A 13,430-nucleotide genomic window follows, 5' to 3' on the forward strand; every position below is an offset into this window, starting at 1 on the left:
GTGACACACCCATGAGGCCGGCATTACTGACAGCGGCCATCTCTTCAACGGTTGAAGGAATGGCCTTTGGTTTTGAAAGTCAAGGGAGGTTAATTTTAAAATGCAGCAGTGGAAATCGCTATTATCTGAAGCCAATGTCGGAGCCGTGTTATGGAATGAACCGCTGGCAAAATATACGACATGGAAAATAGGCGGACCAGCCGATTGCTTGATTATTCCAGAGAATAAGGAGCAGCTCAAAGAACTGGTCACCCTTCTCCATGCCCATCGTATACCCTGGACACAACTGGGACGCGGTTCCAACATGTTAGTTGCCGATAAAGGCATTCGGGGAGCGGTCATCAAGCTGGGTCAGGAATTTGAGGGGCTTCATTTTGATGGAGAAACGGTAACTGCAGGCGGCAGTCTGTCATTTGTCAAACTCAGTGTTCTGGCCGGAAAACAAGGATTATCCGGTCTGGAATTCGCCGGAGGCATTCCTGGTTCAGTTGGAGGGGCTGTTTACATGAATGCAGGTGCCCATGGGTCTGATGTGTCACGCATATTCAAGTCCGCTGACATTGTACTGGAAACAGGGGAATTGGTTACGTATGCTGCGAAAGATATGGCGTTTGATTACCGGCATTCCATTCTGCATGAACGAAAAGGGATTGTGACTGAAGCGGTATTTGAGCTCCGGGAAGGGGATCGTCAAGAAATTTCAGCTGTTATGGCTTCCTATAAGGACCGTCGCCGACGTACTCAGCCGCTCCAATCCGCTACGGCAGGCAGTGTATTCCGCAACCCGCCAGGCGATCATGCCGCAAGATTGATCGAGGCTGCCGGTCTCAAAGGACTGCGGATCGGGGGCGCAGAAATTTCTTTACAGCATGCCAATTTCATTGAGAACACCGGTCAAGCGACAGCAGAGGACGTGCTCGCACTGATAGAACGCATTAAGGAAACCATCTCGGAGAAGAACGGAATCCATATGGTGCCTGAGGTGTATGTACTGGGCGAGCGGTAAACTCGGAGGTGATACATTGGACAAATTGGTGATTGAGGGCGGAAGGCCCCTATCAGGAACCATACGTATCCATGGAGCAAAAAATGCAGCTTTACCCATTCTGGCAGCAAGTCTTCTTGCTGAAGGGACTGTAAGACTAAGCAATGTCCCGCATCTGCTGGATATTGAAGTGATGCTCAGCATTCTCAGCCGGCTTGGCTCCAAGTGCAAGCACGAGCTGGAAACCGTTACCGTGGATACCTCATCTGCCAATTCGTTTCATGTCCCGGAAGATTTAATGAAGCAGATGCGCTCCTCCATCTTCTTGATGGGACCTCTGCTGGCTCGTTTTGGTGAAGTGACAATCTACCAGCCGGGAGGCTGCGCGATCGGTGAGCGTAAGATTGATCTTCATCTGCATGGATTGCAGGCACTAGGTGCGGAAATTGAGGAGAGCGACGACAAAATCCATTGCAGGGCCAGTCGATTGATCGGAGCCGATATTCATTTGGACTTTGCAAGCGTAGGAGCGACAGAGAATATCATGATGGCGGCGGCAACGGCGTATGGCACAACGGTGATTACCAACGCTGCCAGAGAGCCAGAAATTCAGGATCTGCAGCAGTTTCTGAATAAAATGGGAGCTAACATTATCGGCGCTGGAACGGACACCATTACGATCCAGGGCGTGGAGCGCCTGGAGCCATGTGAATATGAGATTATACCTGACCGGATCGTTACCGGTACCGTTATGATTGCAGCTGCTGTAACCCGCGGAAGTGTAACGCTTACGAAGACCAATCCGTCCCATTTAACTTCCCTTATACACGTGCTGAAGCGCTCCGGTGTTCAAACCAGTATATGCAATGATATAATAAACATAAGCTGTATGAGCCGTCCTAAAGCAGTCGAACGAATTGTGACTTCGCCGTATCCTTCTTTTCCGACGGATTTGCAATCCCAGGTCATGGTTTTGCTGTCCTTGGCAGATGGATTCAGTGTGATGAAAGAAACGGTGTTCGAAGGGCGGTTCAAGCATGTGGAGGAGCTTTCCCGCATGGGAGCAGACATTTCGACGGATCTGAACTATGCGTTTATACGAGGGGTTCAGAGAATTTACGGTGCTACTGTAGAGGCAACCGACCTTCGGGCTGGAGCGGCGCTTGTCATTGCCGGTTTGGCCGCGCAGGGAACGACAGTGGTGGAGCAGGTCCATCATATTGACCGTGGTTATGATCGTATTGAAAACATGTTCCAAGGTTTAGGAGCACAGATGTATCGTCAATCACCGGTGCCCAAACCGCTTGATTTAGCCAATTGAGGTCCTGAGCATCCCCTCCCGATCCAGGAGGGGATAGCAGGTCTTTATGGAGAGATTGAATATGTCCAAGACACATATGCCTGTTCTGAAGCAGGACAAGCCCAAACCGAAGACAGCCAAAAAGATCATATGGATATTGCTGCTGCTTTTCGTAGCCCTGCTGACAATCCTTTTTTTTAGGTCATCGATCAGCCAAGTGACCGAGATTCAATTTAAGGGAAATACGTTTAATACAAGTGAGCAGCTTACCAAGCAAAGCGGGCTTCGTATCGGAGACCAGTATTTTGGCGTTGATCCTAAGCTAGTACAGGAACGTCTGGTGAAACTCGGAACGATCAAGTCAGCCGAAATAACCAAAACCTTTCCTGGTCAAATCAGTATCGTGGTTACAGAGCATACTACGGTAGCCTATGAACTGTCTGAGGATGGAGAACTTCAGGCGATTCTGGCCAGCGGCGCTTCCGTCCCTGTTACAGCGAGCGGCATTGCCGTGGAGAAGCCTATCTTGACCAAGTGGGATGCGTCCGATCCGAACAAGGCCGAGCTGAGCAAGGCTTTGGCCGAAATACCAAACAATCTTACTTCTGATATTTCGGAGATCATGCCGTCACCAACCCTTTCTTTTCCCGATCGGATCAAGCTGTACACACGTTCCAAATTTGAAGTGATTACTTCGGTATCTCTGCTGCGCGACAAGGTAGAGTATCTGAATCAGGTCACTGAAATGGAGCGTCCGGGCCTGATTACAATGCTGGAAGCGGACTCTTATGTGCCGTTTGAAGAAGAAGTTGTTGAAGAGGCGGAGTAAAGGCAATAACCCCCCTACTCAGGAGTATGAATAAATGGTACACTTGAAAGGATTGACTACTTGTCTCTGGTCTTCTTTTTTGAATGACTTTTACGGCCTGTCATAGCAAAAGTTGGCAGTAAAAAAATTGTTGAAAAAAGAGGGAAAGACCTGCGAGTGTGGAATAAGTAGAAATGTATTCTATATTATCAAATTATATTAGTTTAAGAAATAGGAGGTGCCAGAGCTTGAGCAACAATGACATCATTGTTAGTTTGGACATCGGTACATCCAAAGTTCGTGCTATTATTGGTGAAGTTAACAATGGAGCCTTTAATATTATTGGAGTTGGATCTGCCGACTCGGAGGGAATTCGTAAGGGTGCAATTGTAGATATCGACCAGACCGTACAATCCATTCGCAGCGCTGTTGATCATGCGGAGCGTATGGTCGGTATTCAAATATCCGAAGTATATGTCGGCATTTCAGGAAATCATATTGGACTTCAATCCAGCCACGGTGTTGTGGCAGTATCGAACGAGGATCGCGAAATTGGTGAAGAAGACATCGACCGAGTGCTAAAAGCAGCAGAAGTCGTGGCACTTCCACCAGATCGAGAAATTATCGATGTGGTTGCTAGACAATTTGTAGTTGACGGTTTGGAAGGAATCTCGGATCCGCGAGGAATGATCGGTGTAAGGCTGGAAGTTGAAGCTACGATTATAACTGGCGCCAAAACGGCAATACATAATCTTTTGCGATGTGTAGAGAAATCAGATTTGAAAGTGAAGGATCTGGTGCTGATCCCGCTTGGTGCAGGACAGCTCGCATTGTCCAAGGATGAGAAAACGATGGGCTCGGTATTGGTGGACGTTGGAGCGGGTTCAACCACATTGGCTGTGTTTGAAGCAGGCAGCATTGCTGCGACCTCAACGCTACCGGTTGGCGGAGATTTCGTTACGAATGATATCGCCTACGGGCTCCGTACTCTGACAGATCAAGCCGAGAAGGTAAAGTTGAAATACGGATGCGCATTGATCGAAAGTGCGGCTCCTGAAGTAACCTTTAAAGTAACGATGATCGGTAGTAATGTGGACAAGGAGTTCTCACAAGAGGATCTGGCAGCCATCATAGAACCTCGCATTCAGGAGATTTTCCAATTGGTGCGCCAAGAAATTAAACGCTTGGGTTACAGTGAGCTCCCGGGTGGTTATGTACTTACTGGGGGCACTATGTCCATGCCTGGTGTGCTGCAGGTGGCACAGAATGAGCTGGCGACTTCCGTGCGAATTGCGGTTCCCGATTTTATCGGTGTCCGTGATCCGGGATACTGCAGCGGGGTCGGCATCCTCCACAATGCAATCCGGAACGTACGCGTTCGCAATACGGGAGGAAGCAATAACAGCAGCGGAAATAACAAGAAACCGGTGAACCGCGCTAAACAGCAAAATCCTGTCGCAGTAACTCAGGAAACCAGCCAAAAGCCGGGATTTATTGAACGCTTGAAGAAGATGTTCAGCGAGTTTATATAGCGGATTCATTCGACTGTGGACGTGCCATCCACGCACATTGAGGGGGAGATGGGTTAGATGTTGGAATTTGATTTTGAAATGGAGAGCTTAGCTCAAATTAAAGTAATCGGAGTCGGCGGAGGCGGAAGCAACGCTGTTAACCGTATGATTGAGAATGGTGTGCAAGGTGTTGAATTTATTACCGTAAATACGGATGCCCAGGCACTCCATCTTGCTAAATCCGAACATAAACTGCAGATCGGGGATAAGTTAACTCGCGGTCTTGGCGCTGGCGCTAATCCTGAAGTGGGTAAGAAGGCTGCAGAGGAATCCCGCGATTTGGTTATGAACACCCTGAAGGGTGCTGATATGGTATTCGTCACCGCCGGCATGGGCGGGGGCACCGGTACGGGAGCAGCTCCTGTCATTGCCGAAATTGCCAAGGAATGCGGTGCTTTGACAGTCGGTGTTGTTACCCGTCCTTTCACCTTTGAAGGCCGCAAGCGTTTCTCTCAAGCAGAGCTGGGAATCGAGGCTTTGAAGGAGAAGGTTGACACCTTGATTGTCATTCCAAATGATCGGCTTCTTGAGATTGTGGATAAGAAGACACCGATAATGGAAGCTTTCCGCGAAGCGGATAATGTGCTTCGCCAAGCAGTCCAAGGTATTTCTGATCTGATTGCTGTACCGGGTCTGATTAACCTTGACTTTGCCGACGTGAAAACAATTATGACTGAGCGCGGTTCAGCCCTAATGGGAATTGGCCTCGCTACTGGTGAGAACCGTGCTTCCGAGGCTGCCCGCAAGGCGATCATGAGCCCGCTGCTTGAAACCTCTATCGAAGGCGCGCGCGGTGTCATCATGAATATCACTGGAGGAACCAATCTATCTTTGTATGAGGTGAATGAAGCTGCTGAGATTGTAACTTCTGCCTCTGATCCGGAAGTGAACATGATCTTTGGTGCGATGATCGAAGAAAGCATGAAGGATGAGATCAAGGTAACGGTCATTGCTACAGGGTTTGAGAGCAAGCCTTCTCAGATGCCGCCAGCACGTCGCCCTGCCATGTCCCAAGGGGAGCAGCAGCAGACGGTATCCGATAAGAGCAATGTGAATCTGAAGCCGTTTGGCAATCAGGGCAGCAATGATCAATTGGATATTCCGACGTTCCTTCGCAATCGTTCCCGTAATAATGATTAAATCAATTTGTACAAATAAACGAGCCTATGTTTCATCATCATGATGACACATAGGCTCGTTTTATTTGAGAGGGTCTAACTTCCCCTAATCCCCGAGCTTATTTCCCCATATGCGACCTCTGTATGACGACAAGAGCAGTTCTAGGCTCCGGCCACTATAAATTGCCCTCCATCGACAAAAAAAGTCTGTAATCCGCCCACAGGTTTAGACAGACTTTGAACTCTATTCTTCTTATACTAGTAACATCTCCCAATTGCCCCAAATACAACAGAAGTGGATGTCGGACTAGGCAGGTGAACAACCTGGTTGTTTATATTGATCTCATATTTCTGGCAAACCTTTTCATTGACTGTATTTTGCTAGCTTTAACCGCTTGGATGCGCAAGGCCAAGCTCAAATGGTGGAGACTAGCTCTGTCTTCTATGGTAGGCGCATTGTATGTTGTCATGATGTTCGTCCCTCAACTATCATTTTTGTTTACCTTTCTCATCAAGTTTGGCCTATCATTGATCATGCTTTGGATTGCTTTCGGTTTTACCAGCCTACAGAGTTATCTGCATCATTTGGGAGCTTTTTATATGGTGAATTTTGCCGCAGCCGGAGGGATTATCGGATTTCACTATCTGATTCAGAATTCGGGAGAATTGTTCAGGGGGATATGGTATACGACATCGGGGGGGTTATCCTTCGAATTAAAGGTAGGATTTTGGTTTGCGTGCATTGTTTTTTTGGGAGTTGTGCTCATATTTAAAGCTGTTCAGACTACAAAACGCATTACGGAGAAGCGGGAGTCTTTATTAGGAGAGGTAACGGTATGGATCGGCAGCGTCAAAATATCCTGCGTAGGACTGCTTGATACCGGAAACCAATTAAGTGATCCGTTGACGCGCACGCCTGTTATGGTCATGGAAGCTGCCCTATGGGAGTCTTACCTGCCCTCAGGATGGAGCAAACGGTTGATGGAGGGGCAGCCCGATCAATTAATTATGGGTCTTGCGGTGGATGAATTTGAATGGCGTGATCGTTTGCGGCTGGTTCCGTATCGTGGCGTCAACCGAGGGGCGGCTTTTATGCTGGCCTTAAAGCCCGATCAGGTACGGATTGAGCTGGGGGGACTGGAATATACGGCATCCAAAGTGTTAATTGGTCTTGACGGCGGCACGCTTTCGGGTGACAGGGCGTACAGAGCAATCATTCATCCATCCTTAACGGACGGGGAAGGGCTGCCAAGGATGAGCAACAACGCTGATCCAATGAATGTGCCTAATCCTGCTGCTACGACAAGTATGGATCCCAAAGACGCAACATCCGCTGGCTGAGTAAATTATGTGGATCTTAATGCTTCAAACATACGAGTCTTTGAAAAAACGGTATTGATCCAGCGCCCTATTCGACAAGAGCAGCGGCAATCAAATGAATGAAGGTTATAGATCCCTTCGGGAAAACGTTTTAGGAGGATAAGAGATGCCTGTGAAATGGAGATTAGCATTCCAGCTGCAATATTACCGCGTACTATTTTTACTAGGCCTGAAGAGTCAGGAAATCTACTATATCGGTGGTAGTGAGGCGCTCCCGCCTCCGCTTACGAAAGAAGAAGAGGAGTACTTGCTCAAAAAGCTGCCTACTGGCGATGCGGCCACCCGTGCGATGCTGATCGAACGTAACCTGCGTCTGGTTGTATACATTGCCCGCAAATTCGAAAACACCGGCATCAACATTGAGGACCTGGTGTCGATTGGTGCGATCGGCTTGATTAAGGCGGTGAATACCTTTGATCCCGAGAAAAAAATCAAGTTGGCCACTTATGCCTCGCGCTGTATTGAGAACGAAATTTTGATGTATCTCCGCCGGAATAACAAAACGCGCAGCGAGGTTTCTTTTGATGAGCCACTGAATATCGATTGGGACGGTAATGAATTACTCTTGTCCGATGTGCTTGGTACAGAGAATGATACCATCTACCGCAATATTGAGGAGCAGGTTGATCGGAAGCTGCTGCAAAAAGCGCTCGATAAATTAAGCGACCGTGAACGCATGATCATGGAGCTTCGTTTCGGCCTGCAGGACGGGGAAGAAAAGACGCAAAAGGATGTGGCAGATCTGCTCGGCATCTCACAATCCTATATTTCCCGATTGGAAAAAAGAATTATCAAACGCCTCCGCAAAGAATTCAACAAGATGGTGTAACTGGAAAACACAAGGAATAAAATAACCCCCCTCGGAGATAATGTACAGTAATGTTTCTCCTTGGGAGGTTAGTCATCATGACGCGAAACAAAGTTGAAATATGTGGTGTGGATACATCCAAACTGCCTGTCCTGACTAATGTGGAAATGAGGGAACTATTCCATAATTTGCAGCAGAACAACGAACGATCCGCTCGAGAGAAATTGGTGAATGGCAATCTGAGACTGGTGCTCAGCGTCATCCAAAGGTTTAACAATCGGGGAGAGTTTGTGGATGATTTGTTTCAGGTAGGCTGTATTGGACTGATGAAAGCCATTGATAATTTTGATTTGTCGCAAAATGTTAAATTTTCCACGTACGCCGTGCCGATGATTATCGGAGAAATACGCCGATATTTAAGGGATAACAACCCGATTCGCGTCTCCCGATCACTGCGTGATATTGCTTACAAGGCACTACAGGTAAGAGATCAACTGACGAATATGAATTCGCGTGAACCAACGATTTTCGAAATTTCCGAAGCGCTGAATGTGCCCAAGGAAGATGTTGTATTTGCACTTGATGCTATTCAAGATCCCGTATCGTTGTTTGAGCCGATTTATCATGATGGAGGAGATCCGATTTATGTGATGGATCAAATCAGCGATGATAAGAACAAAGATGTGTCGTGGATTGAGGAAATTGCGCTCCGGGAGGCCATGCATAAGCTCGGTCAACGCGAGAAAATGATTTTATCCATGCGGTTTTATGAGGGTAAAACCCAGATGGAGGTTGCCGATGAAATCGGCATTTCTCAGGCGCAGGTTTCCCGTTTGGAGAAGTCAGCGATCAAACAAATGCAGAAGTACGTCAAAACTTAGGAAGACCAGCAATCAAACGAACAGATAACGATCCCGTTTTATGGGGTCGTTTTTTTAAATTTATATAAGCTATTTTTGCTATGCGGCTCATATATTGAATTGTGGGAGGTTTGAGAAAAAAGCTTTACAATCAGCCTCCTGAATACTTCTAGGGTGTGATGCTCGTGATACCTGATAATCATATGGTGGGGAAAAAGATGAAAATATCCGATCTTCAAACGAAGGATGTTATTAATATCATTGATGGCAAGCGGCTTGGACAGGTCAGCGATTTGGAACTGGACTTGCGGCAGGGCCGGATTGAAGCGATTGTCGTGCCTAGCTATGGCAAATTCATGGGATTGTTTGGGGGCGGAAGTGACCTGATCATACCCTGGCGGAATATTGTCAAGATCGGTTCCGATGTGGTTCTGGTCAAAATGGAGGAGCTGAGAAGTGCACCTGACGAGGCAGAGTCTGTGGAGTATCTGGACCGCCCGGATCGTTCCGACCGGCGATCTTACTAAACTGACTGATCGGTTCATGTGTCTCCTGAGTAGATTTCTGGTACACTGGTCATAGAGGTGAAGTGTGGATGGAACCGTTTGTTAAACAAGATGAGCACACGGCGAGTCTGTTTGTGCTTGAAAAATGGGGCAAAGCGCCAGGAGGTACTTTGCTCACTGCCGGCTTCACAGGCCGGAAAGGCGGCGTAAGCCTGGCCCCTTATGACAGCTTGAATCTTGCTTTCCATGTCGGAGACAGGCCTGAAGATATTGTAGAGAATCGGAGACGAACAGCTGCAGCAATTGGTTTTTCGTTGGATGATTGGACTTGCGGTGAACAGGTGCACGGTGTTCGGATCGGAGTGGTTCGCGAGGGTGACAGGGGCAGAGGAAGCCTCGACCGGGCATCGGCTTTTCAGGATACGGACGGACTTATAACGAATGTTCCCGGCGTTTTGTTGACTTCGTTTTACGCAGATTGTGTGCCGCTATATTTTTGGGATCCGGTTACTGGAGCAGTCGGTCTGGCTCATGCTGGCTGGAAGGGTACGCTCGGAGGCATAGCTGAGGAAATCGTCCGCAGCATGGCTGCCGAATACGGAAGCCAGCCACAACATATTCATGCAGCGATTGGCCCATCCATCGGCGAATGTTGTTATGAGGTGGATGATCGGGTAATGGATCATGTCCGTAACAGCGGAAATGGCCTGCTTATATCCGATGAAGTTACAAAATCGGCTCTCTATCTCGACAAGGGAGACGGGAAATACATGCTGAACTTGAAAGAAATAAACAGACACATTATGATTAAAGCAGGAATATTGACGGAAGATATCGAATGTACATCATGGTGTACAAGCTGCAGTCACGATCTGTTCTTCTCTTATCGCAAAGATGGAGGGACTACAGGTCGAATGGCAAGTTGGATCGGGATGAGAAAGAGGTGAGTCGTCCCTTGAGTTTGAAGGAACGTATCGATCAAGTAGAACAGCGAATAACAGAGGCATGCGCTAGAAGCGGCAGGGAGCGAAATGATGTAAATATCATTGCGGTCACTAAATATGTCTCTTTGGATATGACAGCTTCGGTATTGGATCAGGGACTGCAGCATATCGGCGAGAACCGCTGGCAGGATGCAGAGGCGAAGTGGAATGCGCTTGGGAACCGCGGGATCTGGCATTTCATCGGTCATCTTCAGACCAATAAAGTCAGAGATGTTATTGATAAATTTCAATATATTCATTCGCTCGACCGCATATCCTTGGCCCGTGAGCTGGAGAAGAGGGCAGCTGCGCTAAATCTTCAGGTTTCGGCCTTCATGCAGGTCAATATCTCGGGGGAGGAATCCAAATATGGCCTGCCCCCTGAGAAAGCAGCCGAGTTTTTGAAGGAAATCAACAGTCTCTCCCATGTGAAGGTAACGGGACTTATGACCATGGCTCCCTATGAATCATCAGCGGAGCAGACGCGTCCTGTTTTTCGCGGTTTAAGACAACTAAGAGATGAGCTGAACGAGCAGGCGCTTACAGCGGAGCCATTAACCGAATTGTCCATGGGCATGTCGAATGACTTTGAAGTAGCCATAGAGGAAGGGGCGACCTGGGTGCGCCTCGGCTCAATTTTAGTGGGAAAAGAGGAGGATTGAAGATGGGCGTGATGAACCGGTTTATGAATTTCTTGGGACTGCAAGAGGAAGAAGAAGTTGTGGAACGCGAGGTGCTTACCTCGCAGGACGAGCCGGTGGAGGCAACGCCGTTTGATCATCGAAAAAACCAAAAAAACGGCAATATCGTGAGCATACATTCACAAAAGAATGTTAAGGTTGTGTTGGTGGAGCCCCGTTCATATGATGAAGCACAGGAGATTGCCGACCATTTGCGGTCCTTCAGAACCGTTGTAGTCAACCTGCAGCGCGTGCGCAATGATCAGGCGCTGCGCATTATCGATTTTCTCAGTGGAACGGTTTATGCGCTTAGCGGGGGGATCTCGAAAGTGGGCGGGAATATCTTCCTATGCACACCGGATACCGTGGAAATCCAAGGTACCATCTCAGAGATTTTAGCAGACGAGCATGAATATAACAGAACGAGGTGATCTAGGCTTTGACCTACGAAATTTATAGTATCGTTAGAACGCTGTTCCAAATTTATTTTTATATGATCTTGGTCTATGTCTTAATGTCGTGGCTTCCGAACGTGAGGGAAAGCTTTATCGGGGAATTGCTGGGCAAATTAGTAGAACCATATCTGGCACCTTTTCGCCGTTTCATTCCGCCGATTATGGGCATGATTGATATATCCCCGATTATCGCACTGTTCGTGCTTCAGCTGGCACAGCAAGGCGTATACGCTATCCTCGGGTATCTTCTGTAGCAGGTGAGTGAGCGATGAAACTGGACATCTATGATCATTTTCACAAGGATGAGCGGGAATTTGTGGACCGGGCCTGGGAATGGATAGTGAATGCCGGACAATACCATGAAGCCAAATTGACGGATTTTCTGGACCCTCGTCAGCGGTTCATTCTGGAATCGCTTGTGAACCGTCACCCGGATGTGCATGCCATGTTCGATGGCGGACATGCCGATGCTGAACGTGTCCGGGCGTTGATCGCGCCGGATTACCGGGATCTGGAAGATGAGGACCTCAAGATGAAGGTGCTCAGCATTTCTTCAGGAGATCAGAAGCTTACGGAGCTGGAGCATGGCGACTACATGGGTTCGATACTGGGTCTTGGCATCAAGAGATCGAAGATCGGTGACATCCATGTGATCGAAGGGGGCTGCCACGCCGTCGTTGCGGAAGACATCAGCGCTTTCCTGCATTTGAATCTCAGTCAGGTTCATAGGGTGCATGTTATGACTGAATTATTGCCGCTGGACAAGCTTCAGGTTAGGGAGACGAATTTTGAAACGATGGATATTACGGTATCTTCCCTGAGGCTGGACGGAATTGCCAGCGATGCATACCGAATCAGCCGCACCAAAATCGTGGTACCGATCAAGGCTGGTCGATGCCGTGTGAACTGGAAAGTGGAGGAAGACCCCTCAACGAATTTAAAAGAAGGCGATGTTGTCTCCATTCAAGGATTTGGACGGTTTAAGGTTTTGGAGACAGGCGGCCTGACGAAAAAAGGGCGGTACCGTATCAAGGTTGGGAAATATGCCTGACCTTTGAAGGAATTGCCGTTTTTTTGTCGAATGAAATAGTGGTGTAATAAACAGGACTACAGTAGCATTCACAATAATATTGAAACTACCGATAAAACGTAAATGGCCATCATAGTCTTTCGCGGCCGGGATGGCCTGGCTAACATTAGCGAATGAAAAGTTATGTAAGGACCCATATATTTAGGAGGTGCACACCATGCCATTGACACCGCTTGATATACATAACAAGGAATTTGCCCGTCGAATTCGAGGTTATGATGAGGACGAGGTCAACGAGTTTTTGGATCAGATTATTAAGGATTATGAAAGCGTGATCCGCGAGAACAAAGAATTAGGAAACCAGCTTTTGACAATGCAAGAAAGACTGGATCACTTTTCGAATATTGAGGAAACCTTATCTAAGACCATCATTGTTGCCCAAGAAGCAGCGGATGAGCTGAAGAACAATGCCAAGAAGGAAGCTCAGCTGATTATTAAGGAATCCGAGAAGAATGCGGATCGCATTATTAACGATGCACTCGGGAAGTCCCGAAAGATCGCGCTTGAGGTCGAAGAACTGAAGAAGCAGGCCTCCATCTATCGTACCCGTTTCCGTTCGTTGGTTGAAGCACAGCTCGAGCTTCTGAAACAGGATGGCTGGGAGACGCTGGAGAGTCGTGAACCAAGCCTTGAGCCCAAAGAGGTATACTAGGCGACTAGCAGGTTGACTTTTTTCGCGAAAAGTTCTATAACTAATAACATATTATGATTCATACGAGAATTCGTTGATGGGAATAGTATGCGAAGGATCTGTCCTTCAGAGAGCCGGCATTTGCTGAAAGCCCGGCGTTCAGGCCAAGCAGAAGATCATCCCGGAGAAGTGAAGCTGAAGCGTTTAACCGCGTGTGTAAGCTGAGCCGTCAGCCGAACGTTATATCGGACCTTG

At 47.9% G+C, this 13,430-nt stretch carries 15 protein-coding genes and 1 other annotated feature (1 of these 16 only partly in view); all 15 genes read left to right on the forward strand.

Annotation, left to right across the window (positions count from 1 at the left end; genetic code table 11):
• Positions 1-100 precede the first annotated feature (100 nt).
• Positions 101-1,006, forward strand: a complete 906-nt coding sequence (murB, locus tag AM231_RS04200) for a UDP-N-acetylmuramate dehydrogenase (protein WP_054401449.1) — start codon at positions 101-103, stop codon at positions 1,004-1,006.
• Between the two features lie 16 nt (positions 1,007-1,022).
• A complete protein-coding gene (murA, locus tag AM231_RS04205; protein WP_053493948.1) occupies positions 1,023-2,306 on the forward strand; it encodes a UDP-N-acetylglucosamine 1-carboxyvinyltransferase in 1,284 nt (427 codons plus the stop codon).
• 61 nt (positions 2,307-2,367) lie between these two features.
• Positions 2,368-3,114, forward strand: coding sequence for a cell division protein FtsQ/DivIB (locus AM231_RS04210; RefSeq protein ID WP_054403526.1), 747 nt, complete (start codon positions 2,368-2,370; stop codon positions 3,112-3,114).
• A gap of 227 nt (positions 3,115-3,341) precedes the next feature.
• Positions 3,342-4,625: a cell division protein FtsA gene (gene ftsA / locus AM231_RS04215; protein ID WP_053489090.1), complete on the forward strand. Its 1,284-nt coding sequence runs from the start codon at positions 3,342-3,344 to the stop codon at positions 4,623-4,625.
• Positions 4,626-4,682: 57 nt separating this feature from the next.
• A complete protein-coding gene (ftsZ, locus tag AM231_RS04220) occupies positions 4,683-5,804 on the forward strand; it encodes a cell division protein FtsZ (protein ID WP_053489089.1) in 1,122 nt (373 codons plus the stop codon).
• A 302-nt stretch (positions 5,805-6,106) separates the two neighbouring features.
• Positions 6,107-7,123: a sigma-E processing peptidase SpoIIGA gene (gene spoIIGA / locus AM231_RS04225; RefSeq protein ID WP_082341678.1), complete on the forward strand. Its 1,017-nt coding sequence runs from the start codon at positions 6,107-6,109 to the stop codon at positions 7,121-7,123.
• Between the two features lie 145 nt (positions 7,124-7,268).
• Complete coding sequence (sigE, locus tag AM231_RS04230; protein ID WP_053489087.1) at positions 7,269-7,991, forward strand: RNA polymerase sporulation sigma factor SigE; 723 nt, start codon at positions 7,269-7,271, stop codon at positions 7,989-7,991.
• A gap of 77 nt (positions 7,992-8,068) precedes the next feature.
• Positions 8,069-8,851, forward strand: a complete 783-nt coding sequence (gene sigG, locus AM231_RS04235; protein ID WP_053489086.1) for an RNA polymerase sporulation sigma factor SigG — start codon at positions 8,069-8,071, stop codon at positions 8,849-8,851.
• 182 nt (positions 8,852-9,033) lie between these two features.
• The gene (locus AM231_RS04240; RefSeq protein WP_082341679.1) at positions 9,034-9,357 is read left to right on the forward strand and encodes a YlmC/YmxH family sporulation protein; all 324 of its coding nucleotides are present in this window, start codon (positions 9,034-9,036) and stop codon (positions 9,355-9,357) included.
• 68 nt (positions 9,358-9,425) lie between these two features.
• Complete coding sequence (gene pgeF / locus AM231_RS04245; protein ID WP_054401452.1) at positions 9,426-10,283, forward strand: peptidoglycan editing factor PgeF; 858 nt, start codon at positions 9,426-9,428, stop codon at positions 10,281-10,283.
• A gap of 8 nt (positions 10,284-10,291) precedes the next feature.
• The gene (locus tag AM231_RS04250) at positions 10,292-10,981 is read left to right on the forward strand and encodes a YggS family pyridoxal phosphate-dependent enzyme (RefSeq protein ID WP_053489083.1); all 690 of its coding nucleotides are present in this window, start codon (positions 10,292-10,294) and stop codon (positions 10,979-10,981) included.
• 2 nt (positions 10,982-10,983) lie between these two features.
• Positions 10,984-11,430 (forward strand): cell division protein SepF, encoded by a 447-nt coding sequence (locus AM231_RS04255; protein ID WP_053489082.1) that lies wholly within the window; start codon positions 10,984-10,986, stop codon positions 11,428-11,430.
• An 8-nt stretch (positions 11,431-11,438) separates the two neighbouring features.
• Entirely contained in the window at positions 11,439-11,708 is a 270-nt protein-coding gene (locus AM231_RS04260; protein ID WP_054401453.1) for a YggT family protein, read from the forward strand.
• Positions 11,709-11,722: 14 nt separating this feature from the next.
• Positions 11,723-12,505 carry a YlmH family RNA-binding protein gene (locus tag AM231_RS04265; protein ID WP_054401454.1) on the forward strand — a complete coding sequence of 261 codons (783 nt, stop codon included), beginning with the start codon at positions 11,723-11,725 and terminating at the stop codon, positions 12,503-12,505.
• Between the two features lie 196 nt (positions 12,506-12,701).
• Positions 12,702-13,196 (forward strand): DivIVA domain-containing protein, encoded by a 495-nt coding sequence (locus tag AM231_RS04270; RefSeq protein ID WP_053489079.1) that lies wholly within the window; start codon positions 12,702-12,704, stop codon positions 13,194-13,196.
• A gap of 64 nt (positions 13,197-13,260) precedes the next feature.
• Positions 13,261-13,430 (forward strand) — a binding site (T-box leader); it runs 113 nt beyond the window's last position.

The organism is Paenibacillus solani, from assembly GCF_001277345.1.
In the GTDB taxonomy this organism is placed as follows: Bacteria; Bacillota; Bacilli; order Paenibacillales; family Paenibacillaceae; genus Paenibacillus_AQ; species Paenibacillus_AQ solani.